Below are 18,155 nucleotides of genomic sequence, written 5' to 3'. Positions count from 1 at the left end.
GCAATGCTGAGAGATTACAGCGCCTCGAGTGCCTCAGACAGCTTCTTGACCGGCACTACCTCCATCCCTTCGATCGGGTGCTTGGGGGCATTGGCGTGCGGCACGATGGCGCGACGGAAGCCATGCTTGGCCGCCTCCTGCAACCGCTCCTGGCCGGACGGCACCGGACGAATTTCACCGGAAAGGCCCACTTCGCCGAACACCACCAGATCCTTGGGCAGCGCCTGGTCCCGGAAGCTGGAGACCATCGCCAGCAGCAGCGCCAGATCCGCGCTGGTCTCCTCGACCTTGACCCCGCCGACCACGTTGATGAAGACATCCTGATCCGCCATCTGCAGCCCGCCGTGACGGTGCAGCACCGCCAGCAACATGGCAAGCCGGTTGTGATCCATCCCCACCGCCACCCTGCGCGGGTTGGAGAGCTGAGAGTAGTCCACCAGCGCCTGCAACTCCACCAGCAGCGGCCGGGTGCCCTCCCAGATCACCATGACGATGGAACCGGGCGCCTGCTCCTGCCCTCGGCTGAGGAAGATGGCGGAGGGGTTGCTCACCTCGCGCATCCCCTGCTCGGTCATGGCAAAAACCCCCAGCTCGTTGACCGCACCGAAGCGGTTCTTGTGAGAGCGCAGGGTACGAAAACGGGAGTCATGGCCACCATCAAGCAGCACAGAGCAGTCGATGCAGTGCTCCAGCACCTTGGGGCCCGCCAGACTGCCATCCTTGGTCACATGACCCACCATGAAGATGGCCACATGATTCTGCTTGGCATAGCGGGTCAGCAGCGCCGCCGCTTCGCGCACCTGCGAGACAGAACCGGGGGACGATTGCACATCCGCCACATGCATCACCTGAATGGAGTCAATCACCATGATCTGCGGCTGCTCCTGCTGGGCAATCAGACAGATCTGCTCGACGCTGGTCTCGGAGAGCATCCGCAGCTTGTCGGTGGGCAGCCCAAGGCGGTTGGCCCGCATCGCCACCTGCTGCAGCGACTCCTCACCAGTGACATAGAGGGTTTTCATCCGTTCAGCGAGACCACACATGGTTTGCAGCAGCAAGGTCGACTTGCCCGCCCCCGGGTTGCCGCCGATCAGAATGGCCGAGCCTGGCACCACACCGCCACCAAGCACCCGATCCAGCTCCTTGAAACCTGAGGTAAAACGGGGAATTTCGGTGGTGGCAATCTCTGCCAGTGTCTGTACCTGACTGCCGACCGCGCCGGCATAACCGGTGTAACGGGCACTCTTGCCAGCGGGGCTCACCGAGCCGAGGCGCACCTCGGTGATGGTATTCCACTCCTTGCACTCGCTGCATTGACCTTGCCAGCGTGTGAAGTCGGCACCACATTCGGAACAAACATAAGCAGTTTTATTTTTGGCCATTGATAACTCGGGGACAGGATGAATTCCTGCTTGATATACTTGTTTGCGACCGACAGATCAAACCCAGAATCGGAAAAGTGACTTTCCGTGGCAGGAACAAATGGATTCAGAACACCAGCAACATCTGATTGAACAACTCGTCCCCTTGCTGCGGGAGAAAGATTTCGAGGAGATCTTCAACCGCATGACCCAGGAGGAAAACAGCAACAGCCGTTTTCTGATCAAGATGGAGCTCAAGCGCAAGTGCTCCCCCTGCCGCAGGGTCATCGACATGCGCGATGAGCTGGAGGATGAGTGCCTGGTGCATGAGTTCGACGGCATCACTCACTTCATGCCCGCCGATGCGATTGCCCTGTTCCAGTCCCAGTGCTATCTCTACCGCGATATCTATACCCTCGGTGTCTACGAGGCGCTGCAACAGTGGCAAAAACAGCACCACAACGCCCGCGTGGATGGTCAGCTGTCGCCGCCTGCCAGTCCCTTCCGGCAATATGATGTCAACACCATCGCCTTTGCCAGCTACTACGGCCGCCGCCAGGAGCGGATGCACTTCAGCTCGCCGGTGCTGATCAAGTTTCAGGACGGAGAGAAGCTGTTCGCCAAGAGTTCAGATCTCTCGCTGGGTGGCATGCGGGTCTCGGTTCCCTATCTGCCGAGCTATCACACCGGCGCCCAAGTGGAGGTCTTCTTTACCGGACTGGAGCGGGACACCCCCAATCCGGTGCTGCACCAGCCGGTCGGCTATCAGATCCTCGGCGAAGAGAGCAAAGAGGGGAAATACTGGCTGCGACTGGTGCGCTCCGGCGAACAGCCAGCCTTTGATGCCTTCCTCAGCGACTTTATCGACGCCAACAAGATCCGCTATCGGGTCAGCGTCGACTATCTGCTCTCCGCCGCCATCATCAAGGGGTATGAGCAGTTCTACCTGCCGCGGATGACCGGCATGCCGCTCTTCTTCGGCACCGGCGACAGCCCCAATCTCGAGATAGCCCTGCGTACGGAAAACAACCAGCACCTGCTGGAGTATTGGCGCGATGAAAAAAATCGCGATGCCCTCGCGGGGCTTTTCAGCGCAGAGCGGATGAAACGGCTCTGCCCGGCCCCCGGCACCACCACCGAGACCATCATCTACTGCTTTACCCACACGGTACGCAGCCACATCTACTTCTTCTCCGCCACCGCAGAGGAGCTGCGCCAGAGTGGCCTCACCGCCCTCTTCTTCCAGGTGGGCTCACGCCGGCCCAGCTGGCGTGTCTACAAGTTCACGCTGGAGGCATGCGATCTGGTCGAGGCGGATGTGGGGCAACTGCAGGGGCAGGACAACCCGCAGTTGCAAGATATCTTGCTGCTCGAGCGGCTCAAGCAGATCGGCTACTGCGGCCTGCTGCAGGAGATCGGCCTGGAGTCCCAGCGGGAAGAGTTCCATCAGGAAGGGGTCAGCAACAACGCCAACGAGCTGCAACGCTTTGGTCACGAGCAGGGGGTTGCCCCGTTCGAGATCGAGACCCTGCACTATGTTCAGCTTCGTAAGGAGTCGCGCTACATCCACAAGACCGCGGTCGCCATCCATCACAACGGCAAATCCTGGATCGGCTGGACCCGCGACATCTCGACTCACGGCCTGCAAATCGAGCTGGAAGATGCCTTTATCGGCGAGAAAAACGATGTGGTGACCATCGCCCTGCCCCGCTTGCAGGAGCTTTCCAAGAGCATGGATCTGCAGCGCCTCTCCTACCGGCTGGTCAGCCTCAACATGACCCGCACCGTGCTGCACCTCTGCATCGAAGGAGATTCGGATCGCCATACCGGCCGCCAGTTCTTCAGCCTGCTGATCGAGAGCAACCAGAACAAGCTCAAGGCGGCGCAGGAGCAGCGTCGCTATCGCGGGCTGGCGCGGGCACTGCGCAACATCTACACCCACCACCTGTTCAACTCGCCGGTCTACGTCAACAAGCTGAAAGGCGCGCCCAAACCGGCCTCCATCGGCAAATCCCTGCAACCGCGCAGTCTGCAGCGGTTGCTGCAAGCCTGTGCAGAGCTGCCGGAGCAGGAGAACCTCTATCCGCTGTTTCAGGGGGAGCTGCTCAAGGAGCTGCTGATGAACCCGCTGCGCGCCATCGAGCGGGAGGACAAACCGAGAGAGGACGAGGTCTATATCGCCAGCATCCAGACCAAGGCCGGCCTGCCCATCTTCAGCAGCCGGCTAGCCAGCAGCTTTGCCAACGTCAAAGAGAAGCGTCAGTTCATCGAGCTGGCGCAGCAACAGGGGGAGTTCTACTCGGTGCTGGTCGGCATCTCCCGTACCGGACGGCCCGACACCAACTTCATCGCCAACGAGCTGGACTACATCGCCAAGTTCGCCATCCACAAGGCGCGCAAGCTGGAAGAGGAGCTCTGGAGCGTGGTGGGGGTAGGAGAACTGACCGATACCACCCAGGCCACCCTGTTCCGCTTTGGCATCACGCCGCCACTGAACTGATGATCCGGAACAGACAGAAATGAAACAGGGCGCTCGAGGCGCCCTGTTTTTTGTCATGCCGCCTGCGGGTTGAGCAGCCAGTCGAGGATCTGGGGAAAGTGATCCTCCTGGGCCTGCGGGGCGGTCAGCATATTGATGTGGTCATAATCGAGGCGGTTGCCGTTATCCCGCCCCAATCGGGTGTGACGCGTGGCCGATCCCATCTCGTCGCTGAAGCGGCGCACATCGGTCGGGTGACCCAGAACCTTGTCCGCTTTGGCCGAAATCATCCAGAGCGGTGGCCAGTTGACCCGTGCCGCCGCCTCGTCATAGGCAAAACCGTCGTGAGGATCCTGCCAAGGGCCGCACTTGACCCAGGGGATGGTCTCCTGCAGATAGCGCAGCGGCTCGTCGTCAGCACCGATCTTCAGAGTGCGAGCAGCCAGAAACCCACGGCGGCGGGCCAGCCAGGGGGCCAGCCGATTCCAGATCAGATCCACCTTCAGCCAACGCTCGGGATTGTGCACCGACACGCCGCGCTTGGTGCCAAAAAACAGCAGGCTGGCCACCTGCTCCGCCAGCTCGGGGAAGCGCACCAGGGTCGAGGCCATAATGACACCGCCCCAGGAGTGGGCCACCCAATGAACCTTGAAGCCATGATGGCGCTCGGCAATCCAGCGCTGCAGGGCGGGCAGATCCTCGGTGATCAGCTCATGCTGACCGTGCTCTGCCTGCTCGGCTATAGCCGGAGTGCTGAGCCCCCGCCCCCGCAGATCAGCCACATAGACCTGATAGCCGTGACGGGCCAGAAAGCAGGCCAGCCCCTTGCCCGATTCGGTATAGAAGATCCGCCCATTCTCGATGGCGCCGTGCACCATCAGGATCGGCTCTCCATGCACGGCGACCCGGGGTTTGATGTGGCGCACATGCAATTGATGGCCACCACAGGGGATAAACAGAGACTGCTGCAACAATTCCATTTTAATGGGTTTCCTCCTTGAAACACTGTCAGCGCTTGTCCCAGCGTTGCTCGCTACAGGCCCGCGCCGCCAGCAGGCAGATCACCCCCTCCAGATCGTGATGATTGAGGGTGGCCGCCGCCTGCGCCCGCACCAGCGGCTTGGCGTGAATGGCGATGCCAAGGCCCGCGATCCCCATCATTTTGAGATCGTTGGCACCATCGCCGATGGCCACGGTCTGAGCGGCAGCAATGCCGTACTCCTGAGCAAGCTGCTGCAACACCTTGGCCTTGACGCTGGCATCAACGATGCGCCCGCTCACCTTGCCGCTCAGCTGGCCCCCCTCCACCGCCAGCTCGTTGGCGAAGATGGCATCGAGCCCCAGATCGCGCTGCAACTGGCCAGCAAAACGGGTAAAACCGCCGGAGGCGATGGCCACCTTCCAACCCGCCCCTTTGAGGGTATCGACCATCAGCTGCAAGCCCGGCATCCAGGGCATCCATGCCGCCACCTCGTCGAGAATGGTGACCGGCGCCCCTGCCAGCAGGGCCACCCGATTGCGCAGGCTGTCGGAAAACTCCAGCTTGCCCTGCATGGCTGCGGCCGTCACTGCCGCCACCTGCTCGCCGACCCCGGCAAGCCGGGCAATCTCGTCGATGCACTCGATGAGGATCGCGGTGGAGTCCATGTCCATCACCAGCAGGCCGGGCTCCTTCAGGGTCGGTAGCGCGGGCAGATGGCAGAGATCGATCTCCCACTCACCGTTCTTGAGCTCGGCCACCAGCTCGGAAGAGAAGCGATCGCAGCCAAGCAGCAGCAACGGCACGCCCGCCACCTCGGCGGGAGGATAGAGGGTGGCCGCCAACCCCTGTGCAGCCAACAAAGGTGACAGACACGCCAGATGGGATGCGCCCAGCCCCTTGCCAAACAGCACCAACCAGCCGCCAGCCTGCGGAGTCTCTGTCGGTTGCAACGCATCTGCGTGGAGCTGCCAACAGGGTGAGCCGGACAACAACGCGGGCCAATCGGATAACAGAGGGGGGAGCCGGGACAACAACATAAGGGATACGCCTTCCTTGGTGATCAGGGGATTAACAATGCTGGCCCAGAGTAGCGTATTGCTTTTTGTACAGGCAAGCGCCAAGATCCCGCCACTCCTTGTTACCATGAGGTCTCGCGCTTGCAGCGTCATCTTCCCATCAAACGTGTTCTCAGCCTGGGTGCCGGTATCCTGCTCGGATGCTGGGTGCTCGGTGTGCTTATTCATATGCAGGGTGAAAGCCAAGCCTCGCTGCACAGCGAAGCGCGCAACCGGGCGCAGGCGCTGGTCGCCTATGCCGCCCGAGACATGAAGCGCTGGATCAAGGAGGAGAAGAGCAGCGAGCTGGAGCGGCTGGCGCGGGATCTGGCGGCGGAGCCGGAGATCCTCGATGCCACCCTCTACGACGGACGCGGCATTCCCCTCGCCCAGTCTGAGCAGGCGGTGCCGCTGGAGAGCCTGCTGCCCATCGGCAGCGATAACAAGTCGCTGCCGGAGCAGGGCAAGGGGCGGATCCAGTTCGTGCAGGAGATCCGGGATGGCGAGCAGACCATCGGCTTCCTGCGCATCACCCTGGAAGAGCAGCAGATGCTGGCAGACAAGGACACCCGGCTCAAGGTGGTGCAGGAGAAACAGCGGCTGATGCTGCTGGTCGCCCTGCTGGCCGGAGTGCTCATCTCCTACGGCGTGCGCCGTAACTACATGCGGGTGCGCAAGCACAAGAAAAAGAGTACGCCCCCCGCGCCGCCTCCGGAAAATTGATGGCACAACCAGTGAGCAGATACAAAAACGGCGGCCAGAAGGCCGCCGTTTCTTATTCGCAAGGGAATTACTTGTCGCCCAGCAGGACGGAGTCCAGTGCGATTTCGATCATGTCGTTGAAGGTCAGCTGACGCTCTTCAGAGGTGGTCTGCTCACCGGTACGGATATGGTCGGAGACGGTGCAGATGGTCAGTGCCTTGGCACCGTACTCTGCGGCCACGCCGTAGATACCGGCGGCTTCCATCTCGACACCCAGGATGCCGTATTTTTCCATGACGTCGAACATGGAGGGGTCCGGAGTGTAGAACAGGTCGGTCGAACATGGAGGGGTCCGGAGAGAAGATGTTACCGACGCGCACGGCAACGCCCTTGTTCTTGGCGGCCTGCACGGCATTGGCAACCAGGTCGAAGTCGGCGATGGCAGCGAAGTCGTGATCCTTGAAGCGCAGACGGTTTACTTTGGAATCGGTGCAGGCACCCATACCGATCACCACGTCACGCAGTTTCACGTCTTCACGCACAGCGCCACAGGAGCCCACGCGGATCAGGGTCTTCACACCGTAATCGGTGATCAGCTCTTTGGCGTAGATGGAGCAGGACGGGATACCCATGCCGTGGCCCATCACGGAGATACGACGGCCCTTGTAGGTACCAGTAAAGCCGAACATGTTGCGCACGTCGCAGATCTGCTCGACGTTCTCCAGGAAAGTTTCAGCGATGTACTTGGCGCGCAGGGGGTCGCCCGGCATCAGTACGGTATCAGCAAAGGCGCCATCTTTCGCATTGATATGAGGAGTTGCCATTCTCTTGATTCCTTCACACTAGGTTGAGTTTTATTGTTTTATGAATTGCCCGCCGCCGAAGTGGCGGGCGGGTAAATTACAGGAAGCTGGTACCGTACGCCAGTTTCGGCAGGCCGTGGTAAGCCGCGATGCTCTGGCCGATATCGGCAAAGGTCTCGCGACGACCGACGGAGCCAGCCTTGACCGGCTTGCCGAAGAACAGCACCGGAATGTATTCGCGGGTGTGGTCGGTGCCACCCCAGGTCGGGTCGCAACCGTGGTCAGCGGTCAGCACCACCACGTCGCCATCTTGCAGCAGCTCAAACAACTCCGGCAGGCGGGAATCGAAATACTCCAGCGCACCGGCATAACCGGCAACATCACGGCGGTGGCCGTAGGAGGAGTCGAAGTCCACAAAGTTGGTGAAGACGATGGTGTTGTCACCGGCCGCTTTCACCTCTTCCAGCGTGCGATCCCACAACTCGGTCAGACCGGTCCCTTTCACCTGCTTGGTGATGCCCTGCTGGGCATAGATGTCGGCAATCTTGCCGATGGAGACCACCTGACCGCCCGCATCTTTCATGTAATCCAGCACGGTCGGCGCCGGCGGCAGCACTGAGTAGTCGTGACGGTTGCCGGTGCGCTTGAAGTTGCCCTTGCCAGTACCTACGAACGGACGCGCAATCACGCGGCCGATGTTGTAGGGCTCCAGCAGCTCGCGCACGATGTGGCACAGCTCATAGAGCTTCTCGAGGCCGTAGGTCTCTTCGTGGCAGGCAATCTGGAACACGGAGTCGGCAGAGGTGTAGAGGATCGGCTTGCCGGTCTTCATGTGCTCTTCGCCCAGATCGTCCAGCACTTGGGTACCGGAAGCGTGGCAGTTACCCAGATAGCCAGGCAGACCGGCCTTCTCGACGATGGCGTCCAGCAGCTCCTGCGGGAAGCTGTTGTGGTGATCCTTGAAGTAGCCCCACTCGAACAGTACGGGCACACCGGCGATCTCCCAGTGACCGGACGGGGTATCCTTGCCGGAGGAGAGCTCCTGCGCAAAGCCGTAGGCACCGACCACCTCGATATCTTTCTTCAGCCCTTCCGGGAAGTAGCCGGAGGCCTGCTCGCAAGCGTGGCCCAGACCCAGCTTGTTGAGGTTGGGCAGATTGAGGGCACCGCGGCCTTCAATTTCACCTGCCGCACACGCCTTGGCGATATGGCCAAGGGTGTTGGCGCCCACATCTCCGAACTTGTCGGCATCGGCAGCAGCGCCAATACCGAAAGAGTCCATCATCAGAATAAAGGTACGTTTCATGGGTCTTCCCCTTGTTACAAATCGGCCAGGGTGATACGGCGGTACACTTCAGGCAGTGCTTCCGGCCGCTCGCCACCAATCCGGACAGCCGCCTGCACCATGCTGGCAGCCTGAGCATATTGCTCTTCAGTCTGAGCGTGGATCATCGCGATCGGCTTGTCAGCATCGACGTTTTGACCCAAGCGGATAAAGTCGGTCAGACCGACCGCATAATCAAGTTTGTCACCGGCAGCGCGGCGACCACCGCCCATCGCCACCACGGCCAGACCCAGCTCGCGGGTATCCATGGCGGTCACGAATCCGCTGTTGGCCGCGAAAACCGGGCGTACGATGGCTGCCTTGGGCAGGTAAGCGTCGTAACGCTCCATGAAATCGGCCGGGCCACCGAGACCTGTTACCATCCGACCGAATATCTCGGCCGCCTTGCCGTTATCCAGCACCGCCTGCAGCTTGGCGCGGGCATCGCGCTCGTCGCTGGCCAAGCCTGCAGAGATAAGCATCTCGGCACACAGCGCCATGGTCACTTCGTGGATGCGCGGGTTGCGGTATTCACCGGTCAGGTAACGCACCGCTTCACGTACTTCCACCGCGTTACCGGCGCTGGAGGCCAGCACCTGGTTCATATCGGTCAAGAGCGCAGAGGTGCGGCAGCCGGCACCGTTGGCCACGGCCACAATGCTCTTGGCCAGCTCTTCGGAGGCTTCAAAAGTCGGCATAAAGGCGCCGGAGCCCACTTTCACATCCATCACCAGTGCTTCCAGCCCGGAGGCGAGCTTCTTGGAGAGGATGGAGCCGGTGATCATCGCGACAGATTCGACGGTGGCGGTGATGTCCCGTACTGCATAGATACGCTTGTCAGCGGGGGCGAGATCGCCGGTCTGGCCGATGATGGCGACACCCGCCTCTTTCACCACTTTCAGGAAACGATCGTTGTCGACCGAGGTCTGGTAGCCGGGAATGGCGTCCAGCTTGTCGAGGGTACCACCGGTGTGGCCCAGGCCACGGCCGGAGATCATCGGCACGAAACCGCCGCACGCAGCGACCATCGGGCCAAGCATCAGGGAGACAACGTCCCCCACCCCGCCGGTGGAGTGCTTGTCGACAATCGGGCCACCCAGATTGAGGTGATCCCAGGTCAGCACCATGCCGGAGTCGCGCATGGCGCAGGTCAGGGCAACCCGCTCATCCATGGTCATGTCTTTGAAGTAGACCGCCATCGCCAGCGCGGCAATCTGCCCCTCACCGATGGTATTGTTGGTAATGCCCTGAACGAAGAATTGAATTTCTTGGGTACTGAGCGCTTCACCGTTGCGCTTCTTGCGAATAATTTCTTGAGGCAAAAACATCTTTCATTCCCTCCGCCATTGCTGGCGTTACACAAGCCTGAATCCTTGCCCGCACACCGCATGGTGGGGGCTAACAGGGCGGACAGCAGTCCGCCCTCTCATCAACCTATTAGTAACCGCTGGTGTTGGCTGGCTTGTCGCCATGCCCCAGAGTGGCCAGCAGACTGGCCAGCAGGCTGGATGCACCAAAGCGGAAGGTACGGGCGGACACCCAGTCGTTGCCGAGGATCTCTTCGGCCATGGCCAGGTACTGACCGGCAACGGCGGCATCTTTCACGCCTCCAGCAGGCTTGAAGCCGACTTTCGAATTCTTGGCCTTGATCACTTCCATCATGATGCGTGCCGCTTCTGGGGTCGCATTGACCGGCACCTTGCCGGTGGAGGTCTTGATGAAGTCGGCACCGGCATCGATACAGATTTCTGAAGCGCGACGGATCAGCGCCTCTTCTTTCAGCTCGCCGGTTTCGATGATCACTTTCAGCAGCACGTTGGCACCGCAGGCCTCTTTACAGGCTTTGACCAGATCAAAACCGATCTGTTCATTACCAGCCATGAAGGCGCGGTACGGGAACACCACGTCCACTTCGTCAGCACCGTAGGCGACAGCGGCACGGGTCTCGGCCACGGCGATCTCGATGTCGTCGTTGCCGTGGGGGAAGTTGGTCACGGTCGCAATGCGTACGTCGGCTGCGCCGATCTCACGCAGGGTTTTGCGAGCGATAGGGATAAAACGGGGGTAGATGCAGACGGCGGCGGTCAGGCCAGCCGGTGACTTGGCCTTATGGCACAGGTCGATCACCTTCTGATCGGTGTCGTCATCGTTCAGGGTGGTCAGGTCCATCAGGTTCAGGGCGCGCTGAGCGGCCACTTTCAGATCAGTCATTCTGTTCTCCAAAGTCTCGATTTAATCCAGATAACCGGGCACCACCAGACCATCCAGCGATGGATGCACAGGCAGTATCCCCAGCTATACGGGAATGGAATTACAGTGCGAAGGCACCGGCACTATCGGGATGCTATTCAAAACACCCTGCAGGCACTGCGACTGTAAATAAGGCAAGAGCCCTGTCACTTTCTTACAAAAGTGCGGACTTGGTTCCATGAAGACTTGAGAAAGGCCGACAACATCTGACCCGACTTCCCAATCAATTCCATTTGACCGCCAACACCCGATTTCATCGAGTATTAGTCATTGCCAGCACCCTGCTGGCAACGCCTATTTCAGCCGAGATACCCCCTGTTTGCAAGCCGGATTTGCCAATTTCAGAGGTACCTCACATCTGGCAAATCCAGGTCTAAAAAAGCCTTACGAAAAGAAACGGGTCAGGATCCATGAGTAGGCCAATCCCCCCAGATAGACCCCGACGATCCCCATTACCCCGGACAAAACGGGAGGCGCCGGGATCGGCAATTTGAGGAAAGAAAACAACAAACCAACTATAAAGCCGGCCACCATCGCCAGTAGCACTTCATTCATATAACCTCCGATTTGACTCATTTTATTATTAGTTTAGATAGGAAAACGGTTGTCACCGCTCCATACGCGAACGCCACGGCAGATGCCGTGGCGTTCGTGTTTATACCCTGTCAGTCAGGCGGCGATTACATGCCGGACAGTGCCAGGAAGAAGCCTGCGATAGTGGCAGACATCAGGTTGGACAGAGAGCCAGCCAGTACGGCTTTCAGACCAAAGCGTGCAATGGTGCCGCGGCGGTTCGGCGCCATGGACCCCAGACCACCCAGCAGGATGGCAACAGAGGAGAGGTTGGCAAAACCACACAGCGCGAAGGAGATGATCGCTTTGGTGTGATCGGACATGGCCACACCGTTGATCAGCACTTCGTCTTTCAGGTACGGAGCGAAGTTCAGGTAAGCCACGAACTCGTTCACTACCAGCTTCTGACCGATGAAGGAACCGGCAACCACGGCTTCATTCCAAGGCACACCGATCAGGAAGGCCAGCGGGGAGAAGATCCAGCCCAGCAGCAGCTCCAGAGAGAGTTGCGGATAACCGAACCAGCCACCCACACCGGAGAAGATGCCGTTGATCATGGCGATCAGACCGATGAAGGCCAGCAGCATGGCGCCGACGTTCAGGGCCAGTTGCATACCGGCAGAAGCGCCAGCTGCAGCAGCGTCAATGACGTTGGCAGGCTTGTCATCCAGCTCGGCATCGGCAGAGCTTTCGTCGTAGTTCGGGGTCTCGGTCTCGGGAACCAGCAGCTTGGCGAACAGCAGACCACCCGGTGCAGCCATGAAGGAGGCAGCAATCAGGTACTCCATCTTCACGCCCATGGAGGCGTAACCGGCCAGTACGGAACCGGCAACGGAAGCCAGACCACCACACATGACGGCGAACAGCTCGGAGTCAGTCATCTTGGCGATGTAAGGACGAACCACCAGTGGCGCTTCGGTCTGACCGACGAAGATGTTGGCAGTTGCAGAGAGGGATTCGGTGCGGGAAGTACCCAGTACTTTCTGCAGACCGCCGCCCAGCAACTTGATGACCATCTGCATGATGCCCAGGTAGTAGAGCACTGCAATCAGGGAAGAGAAGAAGATGATGACCGGCAGAACACGGAAGGCAAAGACAAAGCCGCCGCCACCGAACACTTCAAACATCTTGTTGCTGACCAGACCGCCAAACAGGAAGTCGATCCCGTTCTGGCCGTAGCTGATCACGCTGGATACCGCATCGGACACGCCGACCAGGATATCGCGACCAACCGGAACATAGAGAACAAACGCCCCCAGACCGGCTTGAATAGCGAACGCACCGACAACGGTACGCACGTTGATTGCCTTGCGATTGCTGGAGAACAGCACCGCGATAAGGACGAGCGTCGCCATCCCTACCAGACCCATGAACAAATTCATTATTATCTTCCTCTAGTAGCACCTGACTTGTTAGTGAGTTGTTATTAAACCCAACTAATCAAGGGGAGCGCATTATACTAATTAAAGTCCGATAAAATAGAATGCTGGTCACATTTTATCGTTATCAAAATGTCCAAGTGTCACAAAATTAGACAGCAAACGATTTTTACGCTCATTTTTTTTCCTGACAACTAAATCAGGTGTTGCGAAATTGTTTCATAGCAATTGGTCGTGATGGAAAATATGCCGGGCAGTTTCAAATAACACCTTGGCAACATCTGCCGATGCTTCATCCCGCAATGTCATCAATATTTCCGCTATTTTCGGCAGCGCTTCCGGGGTATTCCGGGTGCCTTGCTCACCTTGTAAGGGCATATCGGGCGAATCGGTTTCCAGCACCAGAGCCTCGAGCGGCATGGCCCGAAATACCTCTCGCGTCTTGTTCGCCCGTTCAAAACTGATCACCCCGCCCACCCCGAGTCGAAAGCCCAGTTGCCAGAAGGCCTCCGCCTGCTGCAACGAACCGCTGAAAGCATGGATCACCCCGCCACGAGGCGGCTTGAAGCGGCGCAACAGCTTGGCCACAGTGTCATTGGCACGCACCGAGTGGATCATCAGGGGGAGCCCGGCATCTGCAGCCAGCCGGATCTGAGCCTCAAACAGCGCAAACTGCCCCTCTTGCGGCACGTGAGAACGGAGGTCCAGCCCACTCTCGCCTATGGCCACCAGCCCGGCAGGCTGGCTCATTACCAGCGTTCGCAGCCGCTCCATCACCCCCTCCCGCTGCTCACCGGCATACCAGGGATGAACGCCCAGACCATAAAAGAGGCCGTCATGTTGCTCTGCCAGTGCCATCACACGAGTCCAGTTATCCTCAGCGATGGCAGGAATGATATACTCCGTCACCCCTAATGCCCGACAACGGGCCAGCAGCGCCTCCCTGTCCTGGTCAAACACCGGAAAGTCGAGATGGCAATGGGTATCTATCAGCTGCATATCACTCACACCTGTTTGCGGTATTTAATGGGTCATTGAACATGATGAACAACAGAAACAACGGCTTTACCCTGATTGAACTGGTGTTGGTGATCATAGTGCTGGGGATCCTGGCCGTCACCGCCCTGCCCCGCTTTATCAATATCAAGGATGATGCCCTGAAAAGCACGGTCTCGGCGACCGCAGGCAGCTTTGCCAGTGCAGTTCAGCTGGCTCATGCTGGCTGGGCAGTGAAAGTACAGGGGCAAGCGATCGCGCTCTACAACCTGAGCAGCTTTGGTAAAGGCGATGTGGATATCAATCGATATGGTTGGCCAACGGGCTCGAAGGAAGACCAAGGGAGTGCGGGAAGCGATAAACCATATCAGCCGGGCTCAGGTAACCATATATCGGTCAACAATGATGATGACTGTGAATTGCTATTCAATGACCTGCTTGATGGAGACCAAACGGTCACCCCCATAACTCCCAACGCTGTGAATATCCCAGAAGGGTTTGATTATCTATCCACACAAGTCGGTTCAGGCCATCAAGATGAGGATGAAGGCAACGAGAAACACTTCAACTGCCGCTATATCCTGCGCGACTCAATCAACCGCTTCCAGACCAACCCGGATTATCGAAACGGCCTCGGCTTCGAGTACAACAGCGTTACCGGTGCCGTGACCCGCAATTTTGATTGAGCTCAGCCTCTTCTGCGCAAGCTCGCTTTTTGGTTGAATCATCATCATAACGAACCGGCGTGCAGCAGCGCCGGTTCTCCTGGGTGAGCCCCCACTCCTCGCACCACGCGTCGTAACGGGCCAGCCAACGCAGCAATATCCCTTTCATCGTCACACCTCCGCCAACGGATTCGGTTCAAAAACCATCCTAATCAGAGTCGGCAAGGTGAGCAAGCCATCCCCACTATGGCGGTCGGGCGAGATAAAAAAGAGCCGGTCAACATGGCTGACCGGCTCTTTTAACATTTCCTGAAGAGGTTATCCGATGAGCGACAGCTCATCAGCCTCACAGACTCTTCAGCTTCTCTTCCGGCAGGGCCAACTCGTCGTTGTGGTTGACGCCGATACCGCGCTCCAGCACATGACGGGCGATGGCGTGCGCCTCTTCCAGCGAGTGCATGCTGTAGGTGCCGCACTGATACTCGTTCAGCTCGGGGATCTTGGCCTGCTCCTGCACGGTCAGCACGTCGCTCATGGCTGCCTGCCAGGCTGCGCCAACACGGGCTTCGTCCGGCGCGCCGATCAGGCTCATGTAGAAGCCGGTACGGCAACCCATAGGGGAGATGTCGATGATCTCCACGCCATTGCCGTTCAGGTGATCACGCATAAAACCGGCGAACAGGTGCTCCAGCGTATGGATACCGCGCTCGGAGAGGATCTCCTGATTCGGTACGCAGAAACGCAGGTCGAACACGGTAATAGTGTCCTTGTTCGGGGTCTGCATGGTCTTGGCCACACGCACCGCTGGCGCTTCCATACGGGTGTGGTCAACGGTAAAACTGTCCAATAACGGCATTTCTGACTCCTGATTTGGTTACCAGAACCAGCCCCCACGGGAGAGCTGATCCTTGCATTGACGGTACTGGGCGCCGTAGCGCTGGGCGCGAGCCTCTACCTTGCGAGAGGTCTTCATCAACCACCCCTTGCTGCGATAGCTGCCACGCCGGTAGCCACCCCACCCTTCGTGATAGTTGAGGTACTGGCCATAGGCATCCCACTTGGAGGTGCCATTTAGCCGCTGGGCTTTGTTAGTGTACCAACCCATAAAATCGATGGCGTCGGCAAAATCATCGCGGTCACTCCAGCTGTTGCCGGTTTCTCGCTGGTAATCGGCCCAGGTTTCATCTTTGACCTGAGCATAACCATAAGCCGAACTGGCACGCCCGGTCGGGATGAAGAGGAAATACTGCATCGGCGGCTGGGCATCATGTACGTAAGAGGACTCCTGATACATCATGGCCATCACCACATGAATTGGCGTCCCCCACTTCTCGTTCATCTTGAGCGCGGCCTTGTGCCACTCCGGCTTCTCGCGAAAGATCTGGCACAGATTCTCCGGCTGGGCCGGCGGCCGGGTACTGCAGGCGGTCAGACCGGCCAGCAGGCCGGCCACCGCAACGAGACGCATCCAGGACATCAGCGGGATCGAGTCTCCATTCGTTGGCTCATCACGAGGCACGGCAATCTCATCAGATCGCGTCTTCGTTCTCTTCGCCGGTACGGATACGAATGACACGCTCCACCTCGCAGACGAAGATTTTGCCATCACCAATCTTGCCGGTGCGAGCGGTATTCTGGATCGCTTCCAGACAGGCATCGAGATCCTCGTCCTGCACCACCAGCTCCACCTTCACTTTCGGCAGGAAGTCGACCATATATTCGGCGCCGCGATAGAGCTCGGTATGGCCCTTCTGGCGGCCGAAGCCTTTGACTTCGGATACGGTCATGCCGTTGATGCCGATCTCGGCCAGGGCCTCGCGCACATCGTCCAGCTTGAACGGTTTGATGATGGCTTCAATCTTCTTCATGGTGACTCCTTACCAGTTCTGTTTGCCGAACCCGGATGTAATGGGGTAACGGCGATCCTTACCAAAGTTGCGAGCCGTAATGCGGGGCCCGACCGCCGCCTGACGGCGCTTGTATTCGTTGAGATCCACCAGCCGAATCACCTTGCGCACCACCGCTTCCTCGAAGCCTTCTGCCACCATGTCGGCGACCGAGGCATCCTCTTCCACGTAACGCTTGAGGATGGCATCCAAGATGTCGTACGGGGGCAGACTGTCCTGATCCACCTGATCCGGCGCCAATTCTGCCGAAGGGGGGCGGTCGATAACCCGCTGCGGGATCACATAGTCAACTGAGTTGCGATATTCGCACAGCTTGAAGACCAGCGTTTTGGGCACATCTTTCAGCACGTCGAAGCCACCGGCCATGTCACCGTACAGCGTGGCATAGCCGACCGCCATCTCGCTCTTGTTACCGGTGGTCAGCACGATACGACGACGCTTGTTAGAGAGCGCCATCAGCAGCACGCCGCGGCAGCGGGCCTGCAGGTTCTCTTCGGTGGTATCGCGGGCGGTACCTTCAAACAGCGGCGCCAGCTGGGCCATAAACCCTTCGAACATCGGCTCGATGGAGATGATGTTGAACTCAACCCCCATCCGCTCGGCCTGCTCCTTGGCATCCTCCACGCTCATCTGGGCGGTATAGCGGAACGGCATCATCACCGCCTGCACCTTGTCGGCACCGATGGCATCGGCCGCGATGGCCAGCGTCAGCGCCGAGTCGATGCCGCCGGACAGGCCCAGCACAGCCCCATGGAAACCGTTCTTGGTGACATAGTCGCGCACTGCCAGCACCAGCGCCTGATAGGTCTCGGCCAACGGCTCCAGCGGCGCAGCGGGTTCCCGCTCCTTCACCGGCTGACCATCGGCAAAGCGCACCAGCGCCAGCTCTTCGGCAAACGGGGCGAGCTTGTGGGTCAACTCGCCCTGGCTGCTGAACACCTTGGAGCAGCCGTCGAAAATCAGCTCATCCTGACCGCACACCTGATTGAGGTAGACCAGCGGCAGACCGGTCTGATCGCAGCGTTCGGCCATCAGCTCGCGGCGGATCCAGGGTTTTTCCTGATCATAGGGCGAGGCGTTGATGGTGAGCAGCAGCTCGGCCCCCGCCGCCTTGGCGGCCAGCGCCGGACCTGGCTGCCACAAATCTTCGCAGATGAGTAGGCCCAGCTGGTGACCACGGAACGGCACCACGCAGGTCTTGGTCGCCGCGGTGAAGTAGCGCTTCTCATCAAACACACCGTAGTTGGGCAAGTCCTGCTTGAAGTAACGAGCAATCAGCTTGCCCTGCTCATAGAGGGAGGCGGCGTTATAGAGTGACTCCCCTTCACGCCAGGGATGCCCGACCAAAATGGCGCAGTTGCCCTGCCATTCGGCAACACGAGCCAACGCGGCTTCGACCCGCATCATCAGATCGGCGCGCAGCAGCAGATCTTCCGGTGGATAACCGGTCAGGGCCAGCTCGGAACAGACCAGCAGATCGGCACCTTGCTGTTCGGCCTGAGCCGCCGCAGCGAGCACTTTGTCAGTGTTATCTTCGATGGCGCCTACCGTCAGATTCAACTGGGCAAGCATCAGAGAGAGGGCTTTTGCCATGGCGATGCATCTTGAATTCGAAAATGATGGGGAATGATAAAGAAAAGGGGGGCAATCTGCCAGTTCAAGACAGGCGTAACCGTGTG

At 59.1% G+C, this 18,155-nt stretch carries 16 protein-coding genes and 1 pseudogene; 3 read left to right on the top strand and 14 right to left on the bottom strand.

Going from position 1 to position 18,155, the window contains the following annotated elements:
• Positions 1-14: 14 nt before the first annotated feature.
• Complete coding sequence (gene radA, locus ACTG2J_RS03185; protein WP_005340481.1) at positions 15-1,382, bottom strand: DNA repair protein RadA; 1,368 nt, start codon at positions 1,380-1,382, stop codon at positions 15-17.
• Positions 1,383-1,482: 100 nt separating this feature from the next.
• Between radA and ACTG2J_RS03180 the strand changes: the two genes are divergently transcribed.
• A complete protein-coding gene (locus ACTG2J_RS03180) occupies positions 1,483-3,861 on the top strand; it encodes a PilZ domain-containing protein (protein ID WP_064337329.1) in 2,379 nt (792 codons plus the stop codon).
• A 53-nt stretch (positions 3,862-3,914) separates the two neighbouring features.
• Here ACTG2J_RS03180 and ACTG2J_RS03175 read toward each other — a convergent pair whose 3' ends face one another.
• Both ACTG2J_RS03175 and serB read right to left on the bottom strand, forming a co-directional pair.
• Complete coding sequence (locus ACTG2J_RS03175) at positions 3,915-4,820, bottom strand: alpha/beta hydrolase family protein (protein ID WP_110304068.1); 906 nt, start codon at positions 4,818-4,820, stop codon at positions 3,915-3,917.
• A gap of 28 nt (positions 4,821-4,848) precedes the next feature.
• Positions 4,849-5,859 (bottom strand): phosphoserine phosphatase SerB, encoded by a 1,011-nt coding sequence (gene serB, locus ACTG2J_RS03170; protein WP_113740113.1) that lies wholly within the window; start codon positions 5,857-5,859, stop codon positions 4,849-4,851.
• Positions 5,860-5,979: 120 nt separating this feature from the next.
• On the opposite strand from serB, the gene ACTG2J_RS03165 reads away from it, so the two are divergent.
• Positions 5,980-6,600, top strand: coding sequence for a YtjB family periplasmic protein (locus ACTG2J_RS03165; RefSeq protein WP_005348965.1), 621 nt, complete (start codon positions 5,980-5,982; stop codon positions 6,598-6,600).
• Between the two features lie 67 nt (positions 6,601-6,667).
• Here ACTG2J_RS03165 and deoD read toward each other — a convergent pair.
• From deoD to ACTG2J_RS03130, 7 genes and pseudogenes are all read right to left on the bottom strand, one after another.
• Positions 6,668-7,403 (bottom strand): annotated as a pseudogene (gene deoD, locus ACTG2J_RS03160) (purine-nucleoside phosphorylase).
• A 76-nt stretch (positions 7,404-7,479) separates the two neighbouring features.
• Positions 7,480-8,688 carry a phosphopentomutase gene (locus tag ACTG2J_RS03155; protein WP_021230981.1) on the bottom strand — a complete coding sequence of 403 codons (1,209 nt, stop codon included), beginning with the start codon at positions 8,686-8,688 and terminating at the stop codon, positions 7,480-7,482.
• Between the two features lie 14 nt (positions 8,689-8,702).
• Positions 8,703-10,034: a thymidine phosphorylase gene (gene deoA, locus ACTG2J_RS03150; protein ID WP_111901018.1), complete on the bottom strand. Its 1,332-nt coding sequence runs from the start codon at positions 10,032-10,034 to the stop codon at positions 8,703-8,705.
• Positions 10,035-10,143: 109 nt separating this feature from the next.
• On the bottom strand, positions 10,144-10,917 hold the full coding sequence (gene deoC, locus ACTG2J_RS03145; protein ID WP_113740112.1) for a deoxyribose-phosphate aldolase: 774 nt from the start codon (positions 10,915-10,917) through the stop codon (positions 10,144-10,146).
• 423 nt (positions 10,918-11,340) lie between these two features.
• Entirely contained in the window at positions 11,341-11,511 is a 171-nt protein-coding gene (locus ACTG2J_RS03140) for a XapX domain-containing protein (RefSeq protein ID WP_005340467.1), read from the bottom strand.
• Positions 11,512-11,636: 125 nt separating this feature from the next.
• Complete coding sequence (locus ACTG2J_RS03135; protein WP_005340466.1) at positions 11,637-12,911, bottom strand: NupC/NupG family nucleoside CNT transporter; 1,275 nt, start codon at positions 12,909-12,911, stop codon at positions 11,637-11,639.
• A gap of 216 nt (positions 12,912-13,127) precedes the next feature.
• Entirely contained in the window at positions 13,128-13,907 is a 780-nt protein-coding gene (locus ACTG2J_RS03130) for a TatD family hydrolase (RefSeq protein ID WP_270656970.1), read from the bottom strand.
• A 41-nt stretch (positions 13,908-13,948) separates the two neighbouring features.
• Here ACTG2J_RS03130 and ACTG2J_RS03125 point away from each other — a divergent pair, with 41 nt between their 5' ends.
• A complete protein-coding gene (locus ACTG2J_RS03125) occupies positions 13,949-14,590 on the top strand; it encodes a type II secretion system protein (RefSeq protein WP_042053354.1) in 642 nt (213 codons plus the stop codon).
• 325 nt (positions 14,591-14,915) lie between these two features.
• On the opposite strand, the gene luxS is transcribed toward ACTG2J_RS03125, so the two are convergent.
• The 4 genes from luxS to ACTG2J_RS03105 form a co-directional block, all read right to left on the bottom strand.
• Positions 14,916-15,425, bottom strand: coding sequence for an S-ribosylhomocysteine lyase (gene luxS / locus ACTG2J_RS03120; protein ID WP_101531102.1), 510 nt, complete (start codon positions 15,423-15,425; stop codon positions 14,916-14,918).
• Positions 15,426-15,443: 18 nt separating this feature from the next.
• Positions 15,444-16,037, bottom strand: coding sequence for a transglycosylase SLT domain-containing protein (locus ACTG2J_RS03115; RefSeq protein WP_272868849.1), 594 nt, complete (start codon positions 16,035-16,037; stop codon positions 15,444-15,446).
• 61 nt (positions 16,038-16,098) lie between these two features.
• Positions 16,099-16,437: a nitrogen regulatory protein P-II gene (gene glnB, locus ACTG2J_RS03110; RefSeq protein ID WP_005308848.1), complete on the bottom strand. Its 339-nt coding sequence runs from the start codon at positions 16,435-16,437 to the stop codon at positions 16,099-16,101.
• A gap of 9 nt (positions 16,438-16,446) precedes the next feature.
• Complete coding sequence (locus tag ACTG2J_RS03105) at positions 16,447-18,069, bottom strand: NAD+ synthase (RefSeq protein WP_257686775.1); 1,623 nt, start codon at positions 18,067-18,069, stop codon at positions 16,447-16,449.
• Between the last annotated feature and the right edge of the window lie 86 nt (positions 18,070-18,155).

This window comes from Aeromonas sp. 6P (assembly GCF_051919525.1).
GTDB lineage: Bacteria > Pseudomonadota > Gammaproteobacteria > Enterobacterales > Aeromonadaceae > Aeromonas > Aeromonas veronii.
The sequence above is the reverse complement of the archived record's forward strand: the minus strand, read 5'-3'. Positions and strand labels throughout refer to the sequence as shown.